The sequence below is a fragment of the Mesorhizobium sp. B2-6-2 genome (assembly GCF_006440615.1).
Lineage (GTDB): Bacteria > Pseudomonadota > Alphaproteobacteria > Rhizobiales > Rhizobiaceae > Mesorhizobium.
In genome coordinates this window covers 19796-38319 of the sequence record NZ_VFUG01000027.1, presented here as the reverse complement: position 1 = coordinate 38319, position 18524 = coordinate 19796, and the positions used below count along the sequence as shown (strand labels likewise).

At 63.8% G+C, this 18524-nt stretch carries 17 protein-coding genes and 1 pseudogene; 9 read left to right on the top strand and 9 right to left on the bottom strand.

Translation table 11 applies throughout. The features are described from left to right. The first annotated feature begins 56 nt into the window (after positions 1-56). The 3 genes from FJ419_RS29035 to FJ419_RS29025 all read left to right on the top strand — a co-directional run bounded on the left by FJ419_RS29035 (position 57) and on the right by FJ419_RS29025 (position 3106). The gene (locus FJ419_RS29035; protein ID WP_140700661.1) at positions 57-1226 is read left to right on the top strand and encodes a mandelate racemase/muconate lactonizing enzyme family protein; all 1170 of its coding nucleotides are present in this window, start codon (positions 57-59) and stop codon (positions 1224-1226) included. Between the two features lie 2 nt (positions 1227-1228). Continuing rightward, positions 1229-1945 (top strand): FadR/GntR family transcriptional regulator, encoded by a 717-nt coding sequence (locus tag FJ419_RS29030; RefSeq protein ID WP_140545878.1) that lies wholly within the window; start codon positions 1229-1231, stop codon positions 1943-1945. A gap of 180 nt (positions 1946-2125) precedes the next feature. Beyond that, a complete protein-coding gene (locus FJ419_RS29025) occupies positions 2126-3106 on the top strand; it encodes a hydroxyacid dehydrogenase (protein WP_140700660.1) in 981 nt (326 codons plus the stop codon). 81 nt (positions 3107-3187) lie between these two features. On the opposite strand, the gene FJ419_RS29020 is transcribed toward FJ419_RS29025, so the two are convergent. After that, the gene (locus FJ419_RS29020) at positions 3188-4483 is read right to left on the bottom strand and encodes an amidase (RefSeq protein ID WP_140700659.1); all 1296 of its coding nucleotides are present in this window, start codon (positions 4481-4483) and stop codon (positions 3188-3190) included. 119 nt (positions 4484-4602) lie between these two features. Between FJ419_RS29020 and FJ419_RS29015 the strand changes: the two genes are divergently transcribed. Both FJ419_RS29015 and FJ419_RS29010 read left to right on the top strand, forming a co-directional pair. Beyond that, positions 4603-4950, top strand: a complete 348-nt coding sequence (locus FJ419_RS29015) for a GFA family protein (protein ID WP_140700658.1) — start codon at positions 4603-4605, stop codon at positions 4948-4950. A gap of 172 nt (positions 4951-5122) precedes the next feature. Further along, positions 5123-5395: pseudogene (locus FJ419_RS29010) on the top strand (AraC family transcriptional regulator); the annotation flags it as partial. Positions 5396-5469: 74 nt separating this feature from the next. Here FJ419_RS29010 and FJ419_RS29005 read toward each other — a convergent pair. The 7 genes from FJ419_RS29005 to FJ419_RS28975 all read right to left on the bottom strand — a co-directional run bounded on the left by FJ419_RS29005 (position 5470) and on the right by FJ419_RS28975 (position 12185). Next, entirely contained in the window at positions 5470-6573 is a 1104-nt protein-coding gene (locus FJ419_RS29005) for an ABC transporter ATP-binding protein (protein WP_140700657.1), read from the bottom strand. Beyond that, complete coding sequence (locus FJ419_RS29000; RefSeq protein WP_140700656.1) at positions 6573-7679, bottom strand: ABC transporter ATP-binding protein; 1107 nt, start codon at positions 7677-7679, stop codon at positions 6573-6575. The genes FJ419_RS29005 and FJ419_RS29000 overlap by 1 nt, the downstream gene beginning before the upstream one ends. Beyond that, on the bottom strand, positions 7676-7897 hold the full coding sequence (locus FJ419_RS28995) for a hypothetical protein (protein WP_140700655.1): 222 nt from the start codon (positions 7895-7897) through the stop codon (positions 7676-7678). The genes FJ419_RS29000 and FJ419_RS28995 overlap by 4 nt, the downstream gene beginning before the upstream one ends. Next, complete coding sequence (locus FJ419_RS28990; RefSeq protein ID WP_140545886.1) at positions 7894-8850, bottom strand: carbohydrate ABC transporter permease; 957 nt, start codon at positions 8848-8850, stop codon at positions 7894-7896. Before FJ419_RS28990 ends, FJ419_RS28995 begins: the two co-directional genes overlap by 4 nt. Before the next feature lies 1 nt (position 8851). Next, positions 8852-9757 (bottom strand): sugar ABC transporter permease, encoded by a 906-nt coding sequence (locus tag FJ419_RS28985; RefSeq protein WP_095769195.1) that lies wholly within the window; start codon positions 9755-9757, stop codon positions 8852-8854. A gap of 64 nt (positions 9758-9821) precedes the next feature. After that, positions 9822-11138, bottom strand: coding sequence for an extracellular solute-binding protein (locus FJ419_RS28980; RefSeq protein ID WP_140545888.1), 1317 nt, complete (start codon positions 11136-11138; stop codon positions 9822-9824). A 351-nt stretch (positions 11139-11489) separates the two neighbouring features. Further along, entirely contained in the window at positions 11490-12185 is a 696-nt protein-coding gene (locus FJ419_RS28975) for a TetR/AcrR family transcriptional regulator (RefSeq protein ID WP_140700654.1), read from the bottom strand. A 296-nt stretch (positions 12186-12481) separates the two neighbouring features. Here FJ419_RS28975 and FJ419_RS28970 point away from each other — a divergent pair, with 296 nt between their 5' ends. The 3 genes from FJ419_RS28970 to FJ419_RS28960 are packed head-to-tail and all read left to right on the top strand — an operon-like array spanning position 12482 to position 14954. Further along, on the top strand, positions 12482-13678 hold the full coding sequence (locus FJ419_RS28970; RefSeq protein WP_140700653.1) for a Tm-1-like ATP-binding domain-containing protein: 1197 nt from the start codon (positions 12482-12484) through the stop codon (positions 13676-13678). 12 nt (positions 13679-13690) lie between these two features. Further along, on the top strand, positions 13691-14530 hold the full coding sequence (locus tag FJ419_RS28965; protein ID WP_140700652.1) for a phosphoenolpyruvate hydrolase family protein: 840 nt from the start codon (positions 13691-13693) through the stop codon (positions 14528-14530). Between the two features lie 4 nt (positions 14531-14534). Beyond that, positions 14535-14954: a cupin domain-containing protein gene (locus FJ419_RS28960; protein ID WP_140700651.1), complete on the top strand. Its 420-nt coding sequence runs from the start codon at positions 14535-14537 to the stop codon at positions 14952-14954. Positions 14955-15124: 170 nt separating this feature from the next. Here the strand turns inward: FJ419_RS28960 and FJ419_RS28955 are convergent, their stop codons facing one another. Continuing rightward, positions 15125-16318: a Xaa-Pro peptidase family protein gene (locus tag FJ419_RS28955; protein ID WP_140700650.1), complete on the bottom strand. Its 1194-nt coding sequence runs from the start codon at positions 16316-16318 to the stop codon at positions 15125-15127. 333 nt (positions 16319-16651) lie between these two features. On the opposite strand from FJ419_RS28955, the gene FJ419_RS28950 reads away from it, so the two are divergent. Continuing rightward, positions 16652-18262, top strand: a complete 1611-nt coding sequence (locus FJ419_RS28950; protein WP_140700649.1) for an ABC transporter substrate-binding protein — start codon at positions 16652-16654, stop codon at positions 18260-18262. The last annotated feature ends 262 nt before the right edge of the window (positions 18263-18524 follow it).

The following is an 18524-nucleotide window of genomic DNA, read 5'->3' as shown; positions in this document are numbered from 1 at the left end:
GCCTCGGGTTGAAACCTATGCCTTCCGCTGGCGGGCGGAGGGGCCGAAGGGAAAACATGCGCATCAAAAGCGTCCAGGCCTGGTGGGTTCGTATCCCGATCGAAGTCGCGAAGCAGCATCGCAGCGACTTCGGCCAGGTGACGACATTCGACGCCGCAATTCTGCGCATCGAGACCGCTGACGGCCTGGTCGGCTGGGGCGAGGGCAAGAACGCCGCCGGCAGCGCCGGCAGCTATGGCGCGCTCGTTCATATGCTCAACCACGAGATCGGCCCGCAGCTGATTGGTTGCGATCCGGCTGACATCGGCATCATCTGGGAAATGCTCTATAACGGCGTGCGGCATGAGACGGCGGCGCATGCCGGCCATGCCATGCCGCAGCTGGCGCGGCGCGGCATGAGCGTGGCGGCGATCAGCGCCGTCGACATCGCGCTGTGGGACATCCTCGGCAAGTCGCTGGGGCAGCCGGTGTGGCGGCTGCTCGGCGGCCGCAAGGTCGAGCGTATGCAGGCCTATGCCTCGGGCGGCTGGGCCTCAGCCGACGCCATCGGCGAGCAGTTGCAATCCTACATCGCCAAGGGCGGCTTCAAGGCGCTGAAGATGCGCGTCGGCGCCATGGACGGCGCCCCGCATGTCTCGGCCGCGCGCGTGCGCGCCGCAAGGCAGGCGATCGGGCCGGATGTCGATCTGATGGTCGACGCGCACGGCACCTATACCGTCGCCGAGGCCAAGCGCTTCATCAACCTCACCGCCGATCTCGACCTTGCCTGGTTCGAGGAACCGGTGACTGCCGACGACAAGCCGGGCATGGCCGACGTGCGCGCCTCGGGATCGACGCCGATCGCCACCGGCGAAAGCGAGGCGACGCGCTATGCCTTCCGCGATCTGGCTGTGCTGAAATCCGCCGACATCTTCCAGCCCGATCCCGCCTTCTGCGGCGGTATCAGCGAGGCGATGAAGATCGGCACCATCGCCAGCGCCTTCAACCTGCGCTTCGCGCCGCATCTATGGGCCGGCGCGCCCTGCTTCTTTGCCGGGCTGCATGTGTGTGCCGCTTCGCCCGCCAGCTTCACCATTGAATATTCGCTCGGCGCCAACCCGATGATCCACGACCTCGTCGAGGAGACTGTCGAGGCGAAGGACGGTATGATAGCGATCCCTGAAAAGCCTGGATTGGGATTCACCATCTCCGAGCGATTCCTGGAGGCGCACGCGCAACGTATTTGACGATGAAAGAAAAGAACCTTCTCGCGGAACTCGCCGCCTATCTCTTTTCCAACTCGGACAAGGAGTCCGGCCGCACGCCCTCGGAGCGCGAGCTGGCGGAACATTTCGGCGTCAGCCGCGGCCAGATCCGCGAGGCGCTCGCCATCCTCGAGGCCATGCGCATCGTTGAGCGGCGCGCCAAATCCGGCATCTATATCGACACCAAGCAGGCGAGCGTGGAAGCGCTGGCGCTGTTCGCCCGCGCGGGGCTGCCGCTCGACCCTGTGCAGATCTACGAGACCGTCGAGCTGCGCAAGATCCACGAGATCAAGGCGGCCGAGCTTGCCTGCTCGCGCGCCACCGAAGAGAATTTCGAGCGCCTGCGCGAAATCCTGAAGGCTTCCGAGGAGCGCATCGCCGCAGGCGAAGGCCTTGCCAAGGAAGACCGCGAGTTTCACCTCGAGATCGTGCGCGCGACCAAGAACAGCGTCTTCCACAACATCTGCAGCGTCTATTACCTGATGGGCGAGCAGCGCCTGCCGATCTATTTCAATGATCCCGAACGCTCGGTACGTTCGCATGCCGAGCATATCCAGATCTACGAAGCGCTGTTGCGCCGCGACGGCAACCTCGCCCAGGCCCTGATGAATGCCCATTTGCAGGGCGCCGAGAGCTACTGGAAGGGGATCATCGAAGGCCGCGGAATGGAGCCGAAAAGCGCGGCGCTCGAGAAGGCTTGAGCAATTTCAGGAAAGTTTGGACGGTCAGGTTCGGCACCTTCGCCGTAGCCTTCCGTCCGAAATTGCGTGAACCCACAGAGACAGGGCAGTTCTCCGTTTCCGTGAAACGGCGAAATGCCCTTGAGCATTTTGCAGCCAGACGTTTAGCTTGGCATCGCACAAATGCGGAAATGGAACCCCATGCGCAAGATCCTGTCGACGCATCCGCTGCATCCTCGCGCCACGGCGATGCTGGCCGGCGCCGGGCGGCTTGCGATCGCTTCCGCGCTCGATGCCAAGACGCTGACCGCTGAGGCCCGCGACGCCGACATCGTCATCGTGCGCGCGCCGCTGCCGCCGGAGCTGTTTGCGGGTGCTTCGAGCCTGCGCGCCGCGATCCGCCACGGCGCCGGGCTGGACATGATCCCGGTCGATGCCGCGACCGCCGCCGGCGTGCTGGTGGCGAACGTGCCCGCCGTGAACGCCCGCTCGGTCGCCGAGCATGTGATGTTCACCGCCCTTGCGCTGCTCCGGCGCTTCCGCGTGATGGACCGCGACCTGCGCGCCAAGGGCTGGCTTGCCGGGCGCGAGCACGCCAACTCGACCAGCGAACTGGCCGGCAAGACCATCGGCATCGTCGGCCTCGGCGCGGTCGGTCAGGCCGTCGGCCACATCGCCGCCCACGGCTTCGACCTCAATGTCGTGGCGACCACGCGCAGCCTGCGTCCGGCGCCCGAACGCGTCGGCTTCCTGTCGATCGATGCGCTGGTCGAGCAGAGCGACATCATCGTGCTCTGCTGCCCGTTGACCCAGGAGACGCGGGGTCTCATCAGTCGCGAGCGTATTGCCCGCATGAAGCCCAACGCGCTGCTGATCAATGTCTCGCGCGGCCCGGTGGTCGACGACGAGGCGCTGATCGAAGCCCTGCGTACCGGCCGAATCGGCGGCGCTGCGCTCGACGTTTTTGCGACCCAACCGCTGCCGCCCAACCATCCCTATTTCGGCTTCGACAACGTTATCGTCACCCCGCATATGGCCGGCATCACCGAGGAATCGATGATGCGCATGGGCGTCGGCGCCGCCGGCGAGGCCTTGCTGGTGCTCGCCGGCAAGCTGCCGGTCAACCTGCGCAATCCGGAAGTCATCGAGCACTACCGGCGACGATTTCCGGTCGGCGAATAGTTCCCCGGCGAGCATCGCGACGGGTGCAGACCTGAGATGCGGGCCAGCCTTTCCGGACTTGCATCCTGATGGCCTCCGCAGTCAACGGCCAAGCAAAGCCTCGACCGCGGCGGCAATGCGCAGCAGATGACTGTCATGCCCGTGCTTGCCCACCAGCATCAATCCGGCCGGCAGCTTCGTGCCGGGCATTGGCAGCGAGATCGCGCAAAGGTCGAACTGGTTGGCGACCTGCGTGTTGCGCAAGAGTAGTCCTTCCGTCTTGTCGCGCAGTTCTTCGTCGCCGGCCATGGCGGCGATGGACGGCGCGGCCATCGGCACGGTCGGCAATGCCAGAACATCGACCGTCTCCAGCCGTTCGTCCATCGAGGCGGCCAGTTCGGCGCGGCGGCGGATCGTGCGGATATAGGCGGACGCGGGAATGGTCAGCGCGCGCGTCAATGGACCGGTGACATGCGGATCGACCGGCACCGAGGCGCCGCTCGCCAACCAATCGGCATGGATTTCGGCGCCTTCCATCGACGCGATCGTGCCGCGCCTGGTTGCCGCGCGCATCTCGGCGATGAGATCGTCGATGGACAAATCGGCAGCGCGGGCGCCGGCTCGTCCGATCCTGTCGATGCAGGCCTCGAAAGCTTCGGCGACCTGCGCTTGCGTCTCGCCGAACAGCACGCCGCGCGGGATGCCGATTCGCAAGGTCGCGAGCGGGACGGGCTGAAGGGCTGCCGGCTCTTCCCCCGCCATGATCGCATCGGCGATGGCGCAATCGGCGACGCCGCGGGCAAGCGGACCGATGGAATCCAGCGTCATCGACAGCGGAAAGGCGCCCGTCAAAGGCACGCGCCGCGCCGTCGGCTTGAAGCCGACGACGCCGTTGAGCGAGGCGGGGATGCGCACCGAGCCGCCTGTGTCCGAACCGATGGAGATGTCGCTCGTGCCCTCGCCGGCCGCGACGCCGGCCCCAGACGACGAGCCGCCCGGGATCAGGCCGGCGTCGGCGGCATTGCCCGGTGTGCCGTAATGCAGATTGTCGCCGATCGCGGTGAAGGCGAACTCGGTCATGTTGGTCTTGCCGAGGATGACGGCGCCCGCCTGGCGCAGCCTCTGCACGATCGCCGCGTCCCGCGCCGCCGGTTCGGCACCGGCGCGGATCAGCGATCCGGCCGCTGTCGGTTCGCCGGCGACGTCGAACAGATCCTTGATCGAAACGATGCGCCCGTCGAGCGGCCCAAGGGTGACGCCGGCCTTGCGGCGGGCATCGGACGCTTCGGCGGCTGCCCGCGCGGCCTCGGCATAGAGCTTCGTATAGACCTTCTCATCCCCCGCCCGATTGGCAAGACGTGACAGGATGATCTCGAGGCGGTCGCGGATGGATTGCATTTTCGATGTCGGGCCTTGCAAAATTGCAACGTCTTTTAGGCGTGCGGCCTGGTGTTGGCCGGCAAAGAGATAACCCGGCAAGCGTGCCTTTGCACCCTGCCAGCGATGGAAAGATGCTGATGCTGTACAAAGGCAGCTGCCACTGCGGCAAGGTGGCATTCGAGGTCGAGGGCGAGCTCGGCATGGCCGTGCGCTGCAATTGCTCGATCTGCCGGCGCAAGGGCGCGCTTTTGTGGGCCGTGCCGCATGAGAAGCTCAATCTGGTCGCCTGGGGCGACGACCTCGGCCGCTACACCTTCGGCAAGGCTCAAATCGCGCACCGCTTCTGCCGCACCTGCGGCATGCACCCCTTTGCCGAGGATGTCAGCCAAGGCAACGAACGGTCCGCCTATATCAACATCAACTGTCTCGACGGCGTCGACATCGCCAGCATCGAAGTGTTCGAGTTCGACGGCCGCTCGGTTTGAAGCTAGAATTAACAGCCCGGCGCTCGTGAGAGCCGGGCCGATGCTCGGAAGGGCAAGCGGTCTGGCCTACTCGGCCGCCTGCTTGGGCCCCATCAGGAACGCCACCAGCGCCGCCAGCAAGATCGCCACGCCGCCATAGGCGAAAGTGCTGGCCACGCCGGCGTGATCGACCACGGTCGAGGCGCTGGCCAGGATGATGGGCGCCTCGCGCTCCGCCTTTGTGCAACGCTTCGCCACCGTGGTCGGCGAGACGCCGGCCAAATACGTGCTGCGCGTGCGCATGCACCAGGCGCGGCCATGGCTTACCCGCGACGGCATGAGGGTTTCGGTCACGGTTTCGAGGCTGGGCTATGATTCGGAAGCCTCCTTCAGCCGCGCCTTCAAGCGGGTGATGGGCGTGGCGCCAAGTCATTTCCGCAATGCTAGTGGCGACGAACAAGCCTGATCAAGATACGCCTTACGAGACCTATCTGCCGAAATAGTTGCAAGCCGATAGCAACAGCCGGCCAAGCCCGATTTCTATCCGGCGTGCCGCAGGCTGACGCCGCTGCCTTTATCGAACATCACCACCTTGTCGGGGTTCCAGGCAAAGCGCACCGGCTCTTCGATCGCGACGTCGGTCCTGGCCGGCACCGTGGCCCGCAGCATCGTGTCGCCGACCCTCAGCGTCAGGATCTTCTCCACGCCGTGGTTCTCGACATCATGGACCCGCGCCTCGACCGGCGCGCCGCTCTCCAGGTAGACGTCCTCCGGACGGATGCCGAAGACGAGCGGGCGGCCGTCGGTCGCGCCGCTTGCCTTGGCTCCCCCAAAAGTCTTGGCCCCAATTGCGAGCGGCAGTTCGAAATTCATCGGCGCCATCACCGCGCGGTCGTCGACCAGTCTGCCGTCGATGAGGTTCATCGGCGGCGAGCCGACGAAGCTCGCGACATAGGTGTCGCGCGGATTGTTGTAGATCTCATGCGGCGTGCCAGTCTGCACGATGCGGCCATGGTTGAGCACGCCGACCTTGTCGCCCATCGACATCGCCTCGATCTGGTCGTGCGTGACGAACAGGAAGGTGGCGCCGAGTTGCATCTGAAGGTTCTTCAATTCCGTGCGCAGCGCCTCGCGCAGCTTGGCGTCGAGCGCCGACAGCGGCTCGTCCATCAGGAACACGCGCGGTTTGCGCACGATGGCGCGGCCGATCGAGACGCGCTGCATCTCGCCGCCGGAAAGCCGGTCGGTCTTGCGGTCGAGCAGGTGTTCGATCCTGAGCGTGCGGGCGGCGCGCGCGACACGGTCCTTGATCTCTGCATCCGGCAGCCGGCGGATCTTCGGCTTCAGCGGAAATTCGAGGTTCTGCCGCACAGTGTAGCGCGGATAAAGCGAATATTGCTGCAGCACCAGCGCGACGTCGCGCTCGGCCGCACCCCATCCGGCAACGTCGACACCATCGATGAGAACCTGCCCCTCGGTCGGCTTATCCAGTCCGGCGATCAGGCGTAGCGTCGTCGTCTTGCCGGCGCCGGTCTCGCCGAGCAGCACGAAGAACTCGCCGTCGGCTATGTCGAGGTTCAGACCCGTGAGCGCGGTGTGGCTGCCGTATTTCTTGGTGATGTTCTTCAGTTCGATATGGGCCATTACAGCCTTACTCCCAGCGACTTGCCGCTTGCCGTGTCGAAGAAATGCGCCTGCTCTGGATCGATGCGGACATGGACTTTCTCACCGGGGCCCGAGACGTAGCCCGCCTTGGTGCGGGCGCGCAGCATCGTGGAGCCGACCCTGAGATCGACAATGTCGAAGGACCCGAGCGGCTCGATGATGCTCGCCTCGACCGGCATGTAGCCGGGCGCCGCATCGTGCCGCACGAGTACGCCCTCCGGGCGGATGCCGAGCGTCAGGCCGCCATTGGCTGCATGCCCGTTGAGCCTGGACAGGAGCTGGTGCGGGAACTCGAAGCCAGCCGGCGCATCGCCGACGGTTACGGAGGCAGCGCCCGCCTGATCCGCGACACTGGCCTCGGCGATGTTCATCACTGGGCTGCCGACGAACTGCGCCACAAACAGGTTTGCCGGATGCGAATAGACATCGTCTGGCGTGCCGACCTGCTGGATGAAGCCTTCATGCATGATGACGATGCGGTCGGCGAGGCTCATCGCCTCGATCTGGTCGTGCGTGACATAGATCGTGGTCGACCCTTGCTTGACGTGCAGGCGCTTGATCTCGGCGCGCATCTCCTCGCGCAGCTTGGCGTCGAGCGCGCCGATCGGCTCGTCCATCAGCATCGCCTTCGGGCGCCGCACCAGCGCACGGCCGATGGCCACGCGCTGCATGTCGCCGCCCGAGAGCGCCGACGGCCTCTTGTCGAGCAAGTCGGTGATGCGCAGGACCCGGGCGACCTCGCGCACGGACTTCTCGACTTCGCCGCTGCCCATGCGCATTGCACGCAGCGGAAAGGCGACGTTCTCGAACACCGTCATATGCGGGTAGAGCGAGAAGGACTGGAACACCATGGCGATGTCGCGGTCGGCCGCCTTGAGGTGCTGCACCGGCTTGCCGTCGATCAGGATATCGCCCTGGTCGATCGTCTCCAGCCCTGCCACGGCGCGCAGCGTCGTGGTCTTGCCGCAGCCCGACTGGCCGAGCAGCACGATGAACTCGTTGTCGGCGATGGCCAGGTTCAGATTGTGGATGACCTGGACGGCACCGAAGAATTTCTCGATGCCGCGAAGTTCGATCTGCGTCACTGGCGGGCTCCCTCATGCGTCGCGGCGCCGGTTTCCTCGCTCTGCTCCGGTGCGATCTTGGACGTGATGTTGAAGCCGATCAGCCCGATCAGGATGATCGTCACACCGTATGAATGCAGGCCGAGGCTCCATGGTTGGCAGAGCGCTACGATGCCCAGCACCATGAGGATTTGCGAGGCCGGCAGCAGGTACTTCTCGTTGGTGGCGCGAAAGCTCATTTGCGGATTGCTCCGAACGTCACGCCGCGAAGCAGATGGTTGCGCAGCAGGAAGGTGAAGATCGCCACCGGCAACAGGAACAGGAAGGTACCCGCCGCGATCGTCGTCCAGTCCGGCAGGCCGGAGCCGATCTGCGAGGGAATGAAGGGCGGTGCCGTCTGCGCGCGCCGGTTGGTCATGATCAGCGCGAAGGCGTATTCGTTCCAGGCCGTGATGAAACAGAACACCGCGGTGGCGGCGATGCCGGTCGCCGCTTCCGGCAGCACGATCTTGAAGAAGGCCTGCATGCGCGTGTAGCCGTCGACGAGCGCCGCCTCCTCATATTCTTTCGGGATCTCGTCCATGAAGCCCTTCATCAGCCAGACCGAGAAGGAAAGGTTGAAGGCGACATAGAGGATGATCAGGCCGATATGCGAGTCGTTGAGGCCGACGACCCGGTACATCAGGAACATCGGAATGGCGACCACCACCGGCGGCAGCATGCGGGTCGACAGGATGAAGAAGAGCAGGTCTGCCTCGCCGGCGATCTTGAAGCGTGAGAAGCCATAGGCGGTGAAGGTTCCCATGCCGACGGCCAGCACCGTGCTGATCACCGCCACGATCAGGCTGTTCATGAACCGGTCGGGATATTGCGAAAGCTGCACGTCCTTGCCGACCTTGAGAACCCGCTCGCCGCCGTCATAGATGCGTTTTTCCCACCACGGCGCGGCATCGTAGACTTGCGGATCGACGGGCTTCTGCATCTGCACGCGCTTGGTGAAGAGCCGCACGAACGGCGTCACCTCAGGCTCGAACAGCACGGTGGGCGGGACGCTGACGGCGAGCTCCTTCGGCTTGAAGGCCGTCGAGGCGATCCAGTAGATCGGTGCCAGGAAGATCAGCGTCGCGATCAGCACCGCGGCGATGGCGATGCGATTGAAGGCGACCTCGGAAGAAGTGCGGACGGCGGCCATGTCAGCGCTCCTTCACCTTGTTGAGATACTTCACGTAGAGGTTGGTGATCGCCAGCACCATGATCAGCACGATGTAGGCCAGCGCGCAGGACTTGCCCGTATCCCACTGCTGGAAGGCCTGCTTGTAGAGCCGGATCGCGATCAGCTCGGCGGTCGGCTGGGTGGTCATCGTGTAGGCGATGTCGAAGGTCTTGAAGGCTTCCATGGTGCGGAAGATCAGCGCGATCAAAAGGATCGGCGAGACCAGCGGCAAGGTGATGCGAGTGAAGGTGTACCACCAGCCGGCGCGGTCGATCGCGGCCGCCTCGTAGAGATGCTGCGGCACGGCCGAGAGACCGGCGAGCGACAGCAGCATGACGAAAGGCGACCACATCCAGATATCGGTGATCGCGACTGCGTAGAGCGCGCTGTCGGGATTGGAGAGCCAGGCGAAGTCGCCAAGGCCGAAGACATAGTTGATCGGTCCCCAGGACGGGCTGTAGAGCAATTGCCAGAACAGGCCGACGACCGCCGCGGACATCATCATCGGCAGCAGCAGCAGCGTGGTGATCAGGCCCTTCATCGGAAAGCTGCGGTTGAGCAGAAGCGCAAGGCCGAAGCCGACGATCATCTGCCCAGCCACCGAAACGATCACGTATTTGGCGGTGATGACGAAGTTCGACCAGATATGATCGTCGCTCAGCAGCTCACGATAGTTCTGCAAGCCGACGAACTGCCAGGGTTCGCTGCGGTTCGCGGCGAAGTTCGTGAAGGAATAGCCGAGCGAATAGATCAGCGGGAAAATATTGAAGACGATCAGAAAGACCAGCGTCGGGATGATGAACAGGTTACGGATGGTCAGATCGGACCAGCCGCGAGCGGCGGCCCTGGACGCTGGATCAAGATTGGTAAGGGCTACCGAAGCCAACTTTGTCTCCTGAAAACAGGAATGCCGGAGGGGGAAACCTCCTCCGGCATTCTGACTGCGATGCTTACTTGTAACGGTTGTACTTGGTGAAGGTCGCTTTCCAGTCGGCGGTCGTCTTGTCGAGCGCCTCCTGGGCGGTGCCCTTGCCGCCGACCACGAACGGATAGATGTTCTGGTTCAGCTGATCGAGCACTTCGGCGTATTCAGGCGTTGCCCAGAAGTCCTTGACCATGAACATCGTGTCGTAGAACGCCTTGTTGTAGGGCGTCGCGTTCTGGAAGGCTTCGGACTTCAGCACGGCCTGGCTGCAGGTGTAGCCGCCGAGCTCGGCCCACTTCTTCTGGGTCTCGTCCTTGATGAACCATTCGAGGAACTTCATCGCCTCGTCCTTGTTCTTCGAATACGAGACGACCGAGATGCCTTGGCCGCCGAGCGCGGCGAAGCGCTTGCCGTCCGGGCCGGCCGGATTGGCGAAGAAACCGGTGACGTCGGCATAGGGGTTGGTGGCCTTGTTCACCAGCGGCGGGAAGAAGGCGAAGAAGTTCATGCTCATCGCGGCCAGGCCGCCGGTGATCGCCTGGTTGTCTTCCACGAAGAAAGTCTTGCCCCAGCCGGGGGGCGTGAACTTGTAGAGTTGCTTGTACATGTCGAGGCCGGCGGCGGCTTCCTTGGAGTTGGTGATGCCGTCGACCTTGTAGGTCGCGTAGTCGCCGAGATCGCCGCCATAGCTGAAGATGGCGCTTTCGACGCCCATCGCCATCGCGTCATAGGAATTGTCGGTGTAGATGGCCACGCCGTACCGCTTCTGGTCCGGACGGTGGAAGAACTCGGCGATATCGCGCAGCTGCGCATAGGTCGTCGGCACCGCGAGGTCGTAGCCGTATTTGGCCTTGAAGGCTTCCTTCTCCTTCGGGTCTTCGAACCAGTCCTTGCGATAGGACCAGCCGATCGCGTCGCCTTCCAGCGGGATTGCCCAGTATTTGCTGGAACCGCCCGGGTACTCGGCGTAATATTTGATGGTCGCGGGCGCCATCACGTCGCCAAGCTTGTGCTGGTTGAAGAAGTCGGTCAGGTCGACATAGTGGCCTTGCGTCGAACCGGCGCCCAGCCATTGCGAGTCGCCGACGACCATGTCGTAGGCGTCGCCATGCGCGTTGAACTCGGTGAAGGCCTTGGTCTGGAAGTCGGGCCACGGCGTTGTCTGAACCGTGACCTTCACGCCGGTTTCGGCCGTGTAGTCGTTGACGAGTTCCTGCAGGTAGTTCGCCGGGTCCCATTCCGCCCAGAAGATGGTGAGTTCCTTATCCTGCGCGCGGACGGATGTCCCGCAGGCAAGCGCCAGCCCAATACCAGCAATCACGCTGGTCACAATCTTGCGCATAGTTTTCCTCCCTTGTGCGCATTCTACCGTCTCATGCGAGCCGGCGGCGAAGCCGGCCTTGGTAGTTCCTCCTGTGATGGCACCTCTCCGGTTCCAGGCCTCCCACCCTGTCGGAAATGGATCGCAGCCTTCACTTTGATCCGCTTTATCGGTCCTAAATCTGGTATTACCAATTTCAGCTTGGCGTCAAGCGCTTTCTTGGAAGGCCAGAAGCGGACGAACGAGCCAACCATTATTGCATCTGCCTGTTTTCCCTCGTTTTTCCTACTCCTTGATACGCGGAGCCCTTGTGGCGAGCCGCCCACCTCAATTAACATTCAAAACTGTCCCTACAATCTGGTCGAACCAGATTTAACCGATCGTCGCCTCAGGCGCCGTAGCCATTCCTGCCGATTTTGCCTCCGATTCCGCCATCGCGGCGCGCACCAAGGCGCCTGCCGCCCACTGCGCGACCGACATCATCTCGGCGCTGTTCAGCCCCCAGATGTCCTTCAGCACCGTGACCACCTCGACGCCGAACATCAGCGACAGCGCCTGGGCCAGGCGCCTCAACTGGCGCGGCTTCAGGCGCCCCTTGAGCGGCGCGATCGCATCCTTCAACAGGTCGACGCGATGGCCGCGAATGAAGGCCGGTTCGGATCCGAGCGTGCCCGCCTGGCGCCGTGCCCATTGATCGAGGGACAGTTTCAGCGCCGCCTTGAACGTCGCCTCGAAAGCTTCGATGCGCGGCATCGCGGTGGCGAACAGATCCGCCACGCGCCGCTCGGCATCGTCGGATGCCGACTTCCAGGTAAGGATAGGGCCGAGCCCTTCATCGACCACGGCCTGCACCAGCGCCGCCTGGCTCGGGAAATACCGGTAGGCGGTGGCGCGCGACACCTCTGCCGCCTCCGCGACTTCGCTGACCGAAGGGGTCATGCCGGACTGCATCAGCCTCGTCGCCGTTTCCAGCATCAGCCTCTTTGTGCGGGCGCGCGGCCCCTTCTCGGCGGCCGGCGCCTGTGCGGCATCATCGGTGGAGGCGGCTTGTTGACGTGAGACATCCATATCAATACGATACGCGCGTCTCAAAAATTTGCAATGGCTCCCGGATTGGCCACGTTGACGCTCTACGGCGCCCCCCTCTGTCCTGCCGGACATCTCCCCCACTTGGGGGGAGATCGGATTTCCGGCTTGCTTTCGCCAATCTTGAGCGTCGCAGGAGAAGCGGCGGCATCAAGGCAAGCCAATCTCCCCCCTTGTGGGGGAGATGGCCGGCAGGCCAGAGGGGGGCGCCGTAGAGCAACAGGCTCTCATGCATTAAGCATCGCTATCTCCGGCCCGCTCAGCCGAGAGACGCATCCATGAAGCGCATCTATGTGATCGGCACCGCCGACACCAAAGGCGAGGAACTCGCCTTCCTGGCCGATGCCATCGCCAAGGCCGGCGGCGCGGTCGTCCGTGTCGATATCGGCACGCGCGGCGCGACCGTCCCGGTGGATATCCCCGCCAGCGAGGTCGCCGCGCATCATCCCAAGGGAGCCGGCGCGGTTCTCGGCATCGACGATCGCGGCACCGCCGTTGCCGGCATGGGCGCTGCCTTCGCCAATTTCATCCAGTCACGTAACGACATCGCCGGGGCGATCGGCATCGGCGGCGGCGGCGGCACCTCGATCGTCACCGCCGGCTTCCGGGCGCTGCCGCTCGGCCTGCCGAAGATCATGGTCTCGACATTGGCCTCCGGCGATACCGCGCCTTACGTCGACATCTCCGACATCATCATGATGCCGTCGGTCACCGACATGGCGGGACTGAACAGGCTCTCCCGCATGGTGCTGCACAATGCCGCCCAGGCGATCGCCGGCATGGCGGCGAAGCCCGCCTCGGCCGCCGCCGGCAAGCCGGCGCTCGGGCTCACCATGTTCGGCGTCACCACGCCTTGCGTGACGGCGATCGTCGACCGATTGCGCCCCGACTATGACTGCATGGTCTTTCATGCCACCGGCACCGGCGGCCGCTCGATGGAGAAGCTCGCCGACAGCGGTCTGCTGGCCGGCGTCCTCGACATCACCACGACCGAGGTTTGCGATTTCCTGTTCGGCGGCGTGCTGCCGGCAACTGAGGATCGCTTCGGCGCGATTGCCCGCACGAAATTGCCCTATGTCGGCTCGGTCGGCGCGCTCGATATGGTGAACTTCTGGGCGCCGCCGACGATCCCGGAACAATATCGTGGGCGGCTCTTCTACGAGCACAATCCCAACGTCACGCTGATGCGCACCACGGCCGAGGAATGCCGCAAGATCGGCGAATGGATCGGCGGTCGCCTTGCCCGATGCGACGGTCCGGTCCGCTTCCTGATTCCGGAGAAGGGCGTCTCGGCGCTCGATATCGAAGGCGGCGCCTTCTTCGATCCGGAAGCCGACGCCGAACTGTTTGACGCCATTGAGCGCACGATCGGTCCGACCAGGAACCGCACCGTCACTCGCCTGCCGCTGCACATCAACGATCCCGCCTTCGCCAAGGCCGCGGCCGAGGCCTTCCTCGACATCGCCAAGAAGTGAGACAAGACAAGCATGGCTGCCATTCCGCGCAAGGAAATCCTGGAAAAATTCGGCAAGATGATCGCCGACGGCGTGCCGATCGTCGGCGGCGGCGCCGGCACCGGCCTGTCGGCCAAGGCCGAGGAAGCCGGCGGCATCGACCTGATCATCATCTACAATTCCGGCCGCTACCGCATGGCCGGGCGCGGCTCGGCCGCCGGCCTGCTCGCCTATGGCAATGCCAACGAGATCGTCAAGGAGATGGCCTATGAGGTGCTGCCGGTGGTGAAGACGACACCGGTGCTGGCCGGCGTCAACGGCACCGATCCCTTCGTTATCATGCCGCTGCTGCTCGCAGAGCTGAAGACGATGGGCTTTTCCGGCGTGCAGAATTTTCCGACCGTCGGCCTGTTCGACGGCACCATGCGCCAGAGTTTCGAGGAGACCGGCATGGGTTTTGGCCTCGAGGTCGACATGATCGCCGAGGCGCACAAGCTCGACTTGCTCACCACGCCCTACGTCTTCAACCCCGACGAGGCGCGTGCCATGACGAAAGCTGGAGCCGACATCGTCGTCGCCCATATGGGTGTAACGACCGGCGGTTCGATCGGCGCCACCTCGGCGAAAACGCTCGACGCCTGCGTGAAGGAAATCGACGCCATTGCCGATGCCGCGCGCTCGGTGCGCAAGGACGTCATCCTGCTTTGCCATGGCGGACCAATCTCGATGCCCGACGACGCGCGCTACATTCTCGAACGCTGCGAGGGCTTGCATGGCTTTTACGGCGCAAGCTCGATGGAACGGCTGCCGGCGGAAGCGGCGATCGCCAGGCAGACGGCGGATTTCAAGGCTACCACAAAAAGAAAGGGGTGAGGCAATGGCCGACAGGAGCAAGGTGTTCGTCTACCCGAAGGATGTCAGCGCCTTTGGCTTCGACTGGGGCAAGCTGTCGCTGACCGTCGCGCCGGAAGTGAACAGCGCGGAGCGCTTCTCCGGCGGCGTCGTCGACTTGCCGCCGGGCCAAGGCCACACCCGCCACAACCATCCGGGCGCGGAGGAAATCATCTTCGTCATTTCCGGTAATGGCGAGCAGATGGTCGAGGACGAGAACGGAAATCCTATGGTGGCGAAGGTCGGCCCCGGCTGCACCATCTATGTGCCGGAAAGCCGCTTCCATTCGACGCTCAACACCGGCGACCAGCCGATGCAGCTCTTCGTCGTCTATTCACCGGCCGGACCGGAACTCGCGCTGCGCGACCTGCCTGACTTCAGGCTGCTGCCGGCGGGCGGAGAGTAATCGCGTAACGTCCCCTCATCCGGCCGCTTCGCGGCCACCTTCTCCCCGGCGGGGAGAAGAGGTTGGCGCCGGCGCCATCCGCCCCTCTCCCCTTGGGGAGAGGTCGGATTGCCCCGGATCGCCCTTCGCAATTCGGCTGGCAATCCGGGTGAGGGGGAGCGCCGTCGAGCCTATGCTGCCTTCCCGCCCCTATTCCAGCCGCGTCCGCGATCTCCGAACATCACATAACCGGCGTCCGTCACCGCTACCGTGTCCTCCAGCTTGATGAAGCCGCGCGACGGATGAAGCATGGTGGTCTCGACCGACAGCACCATGTTCTTCTCCAGCGGCTTTGCCGCATAAGTACCCTCATAGGCGACCGGGTGATTTGTCATCAGGAACGGCGCCTCATGCGTGATCAGTCCCATGCCGTGGGCGAAGAAATCCGTATAGGCCGCAACCTTGGAAGCCTTCAGCACGCTCTCCGCATGCGCGATCATGTCGCCGCCCAGCGTGCCTGCCTTCACCTTGGAAAAAGCGGCCTGCTGCACCGCTTCGACTTCGGCCAGAAGATCCTCCAGCTCGGCATCCGGCTCGCCAAGCACGCCCATGCGGCAGAGGTCGCCGATATAGCCGTGGTAGTTGCCGCCGGAATCGATCGACATCACCTCGCCCTTTTTCCACGCCTGGCTGGACGCCGCGCGATTGTGGCTGGAGCCCAGCGTCAGCAGGCAGTATTCGAAATGCGCGCCGCGATTGGTCTCCTCGCGCCTGAGCCGCTCGATGATGTCGGTCTTGCTCGTGCCCTCGCGCGCCCAGGCGATCGTCGCCAGCATGGAATCGGTGATCAGCTCGGAGGCGATGCGCAGCTGTTCGAGCTCAGCCTCGGTCTTGATGGCGCGCATGCGCTCCAGCATGTCGGTCGCGTCGATCAGCTTTGCATCCGGCAGCGCCTTGCGGATCAGCGTGTAGGCATCCGACGGCAGGAAGCCCGGCTCGATGCCGATGCGGGCTGCCCCCTTGCCGATCTGCTTGAGATGCTCCACCGCCAGATTGGCGGCATCGAGCGTGCCCCAGCAGGCGGCATGCAAGGTCGGCGTCCAGAACGGATGGTTCTGGTGTTCGCCGCCTTCCATCTTGTTGCCGATATAGGCGGCATGTTCGGGCCCGCCCTTCTCGTAAAGGACGATCGGCAAATAGCGACTGTGCCCGATGGCGTCCATCGCCGCGAAGAAGATGAACTTGTAGCCGCCGAGCAGATATTGCGTGTTGTGCTTGGACGTGGCGAACAGCACGTCGATGCCGGCCTCTTCCATCAGCCGGTCCACCCGCGCCTGGTCGAACGGGACATTGCTGACCTCGGTTTTGCCCGGAGCGATGTTCATCTGCCTCTCCCTATTTTTCATCGGCCGCAGGAGCGCCGAACGTCATGATGTATGGCTGTTGGCCAAATCTGCATCATCTTGGCCATTCTGGTCCAGCCAGAACTGATCGCTCTCGCGCTAGACGCGCTTTTCCGTCTTATCTTGATTCAGCATCATCATAATCTGGTCCGACCAGATTATGATACGGTGCTTCTTTCAACTGGCTGGTCCAGCGGACGGAAATTTCAAAGCCAAGCCATGATGCGCCAAATCCGTCTCTGGCGAAACCTTTGCCAAGGGCCATAATCACCGGATTGCCGCGCCGGCCACGGTGCGAAGAGGGGAGTTTGAGCGATGCCCGAATTGACGATCTCACGCAGGGGCCTGCTGGCCGGCTCGGCGCTGCTTCTGGCCTCGACCGCATTGCCGACCATCGGCTTCGCGCAGACGCCGAAGAAGGGCGGCCGGCTGATTCTTGCCGCCGATTCCGAACCGCGCAACCTCAACCCGGCGATCGTCGCCTCCAACGGCGTCTTCTTCATCTCCAGCAAGATCGTCGAGACGCTGGCCGAAGCCTCCTTCGACGGCAAGGACGGCCTTCAGCCGCGCCTGGCGCTTTCCTGGGAGGGCGCTGCCGACGGCCTGTCTGTCACCTTCAAATTGCGCGACGGCGTCAAATGGCACGACGGCAAGCCTTTTACCTCCGCCGACGTCGCCTTCTCCGCGCTGCAGATCTGGAAGCCGCTGCAAAATCTCGGCCGCACCGTGTTCAAGGACCTGGAGGCCGTCGACACGCCGGACGATCTCACCGCGATCTTCAAATTCGGCAAGCCGACGCCGTTCCAGCTGATCCGCAATGCGCTGCCGGCGCTGTCGAGCGTCGTGCCGAAGCACCTTTATGAGGTGGGCAAGATCGAGGACAACCCGGCCAACAACGCCCCGGTCGGCACTGGTCCGTTCAAATTCGCCGAATACAAGACCGGCCAGTATTACCAGCTGACCCGGAACGACGCCTATTGGGCTAAGGACGAGCCCTATCTCGACGAGATCGTCTACCAGGTGCTGCCGGACCGCACGTCGGCCGCGGCCGCGCTGGAAGCCGAAGAGATCCAGCTCGCCGCCTTCTCCGCCGTGCCGCTCGCCGACCTCGATCGCATTTCCAAGGTGCCAGGCCTGAAGGTCGTCACCAAGGGCTATGAGGGGCTGACCTACCAGTTCGTCGTCGAGATCAACCACCGCCGCAAGGAACTGGCCGATCTGAAAGTGCGGCAGGCGATAGCGCATGCCATCGATAAGGATTTCGTCGTCAAGACGATCTTCCTCGGCTATGCCGCGACCGCCACCGGCCCGGTGCCGAAGAACGATCCGCAATTCTACACCGCCGACGTGCCGACCTATCCTTTCGACGTCGCCAAGGCCAATGCGCTGCTCGACCAAGCCGGCTACAAGCGCGCCGACGACGGCAAGCGCTTCGCGCTGAAGCTGCTGCCGGCGCCTTACTTCAACGAGACAAAACAGTTCGGCGATTATCTGCGCCAGGCGCTCGCCGCGATCGGCATCGACGCCGAGATCGTCAACAACGACTCCGCCGCGCACATCAAGGCCGTTTACACCGACCACGCCTTCGACCTCGCCGTCGGCCCGCCGGTGTTCCGCGGCGATCCGGCAATCTCGACCACCATCCTGGTGCAGAGCGGCATTCCCGACGGCGTGCCCTTCTCCAACCAGGACGGCTACAAGAACGCCGACCTCGACGCGCTGATCGCGAAAGCATCGGAGACGCTGGATACAGCGGCCCGAACCGAGCTTTACAAGGAGTTCCAGAAGAAGGTGGCGGCCGATTTGCCGCTGATCAATGTGGCGGAGTGGAGCTTCATCTCCGTCGCCCGCGACACGGTCGGCAACATCGCCAACAACCCGCGCTGGGCGGTGTCGAACTGGGCGGACACTTACCTCGCGGGCTAACGTTTTTCCAAGGCTTGCACATCGCTTGATCGGGTGCTCAGCTTCCACGGTGAGAGTTCCTTCGCGCCCCCCTCTGTCCTGCCGGACATCTCCCCCACAAGGGGGGAGATTGGCGGCTTCCGTGCCCCGCTCAATCCTGCAGCATCTGCGATTGGCGAAAGCCGGCGAGACAGCTGATCTCCCCCCTCGTGGGGGAGATGTCCGGCAGGACAGAGGGGGGCGCCGTAGAGCCCGACCTCCAAGGGTTGCGAGCAGCGTCCTT

Excerpts from the sequence above, each read along its gene's own strand:
- FJ419_RS28960 (WP_140700651.1), top strand. The coding sequence starts at position 14,535 with ATGGCCGACAGGAGCAAGGTGTTCGTCTACCCGAAGGATGTCAGCGCC.
- FJ419_RS28950 (WP_140700649.1), top strand. The coding sequence starts at position 16,652 with ATGCCCGAATTGACGATCTCACGCAGGGGCCTGCTGGCCGGCTCGGCG.
- FJ419_RS28980 (WP_140545888.1), bottom strand. The coding sequence starts at position 11,138 with ATGCGCAAGATTGTGACCAGCGTGATTGCTGGTATTGGGCTGGCGCTT.
- FJ419_RS29035 (WP_140700661.1), top strand. The coding sequence starts at position 57 with ATGCGCATCAAAAGCGTCCAGGCCTGGTGGGTTCGTATCCCGATCGAA.
- FJ419_RS28970 (WP_140700653.1), top strand. The coding sequence starts at position 12,482 with ATGAAGCGCATCTATGTGATCGGCACCGCCGACACCAAAGGCGAGGAA.
- FJ419_RS28955 (WP_140700650.1), bottom strand. The coding sequence starts at position 16,318 with ATGAACATCGCTCCGGGCAAAACCGAGGTCAGCAATGTCCCGTTCGAC.
- FJ419_RS29015 (WP_140700658.1), top strand. The coding sequence starts at position 4,603 with ATGCTGTACAAAGGCAGCTGCCACTGCGGCAAGGTGGCATTCGAGGTC.
- FJ419_RS28990 (WP_140545886.1), bottom strand. The coding sequence starts at position 8,850 with ATGGCCGCCGTCCGCACTTCTTCCGAGGTCGCCTTCAATCGCATCGCC.
- FJ419_RS28995 (WP_140700655.1), bottom strand. The coding sequence starts at position 7,897 with ATGAGCTTTCGCGCCACCAACGAGAAGTACCTGCTGCCGGCCTCGCAA.
- FJ419_RS29025 (WP_140700660.1), top strand. The coding sequence starts at position 2,126 with ATGCGCAAGATCCTGTCGACGCATCCGCTGCATCCTCGCGCCACGGCG.
- FJ419_RS28965 (WP_140700652.1), top strand. The coding sequence starts at position 13,691 with ATGGCTGCCATTCCGCGCAAGGAAATCCTGGAAAAATTCGGCAAGATG.
- FJ419_RS29005 (WP_140700657.1), bottom strand. The coding sequence starts at position 6,573 with ATGGCCCATATCGAACTGAAGAACATCACCAAGAAATACGGCAGCCAC.
- FJ419_RS29030 (WP_140545878.1), top strand. The coding sequence starts at position 1,229 with ATGAAAGAAAAGAACCTTCTCGCGGAACTCGCCGCCTATCTCTTTTCC.
- FJ419_RS29020 (WP_140700659.1), bottom strand. The coding sequence starts at position 4,483 with ATGCAATCCATCCGCGACCGCCTCGAGATCATCCTGTCACGTCTTGCC.
- FJ419_RS28975 (WP_140700654.1), bottom strand. The coding sequence starts at position 12,185 with ATGGATGTCTCACGTCAACAAGCCGCCTCCACCGATGATGCCGCACAG.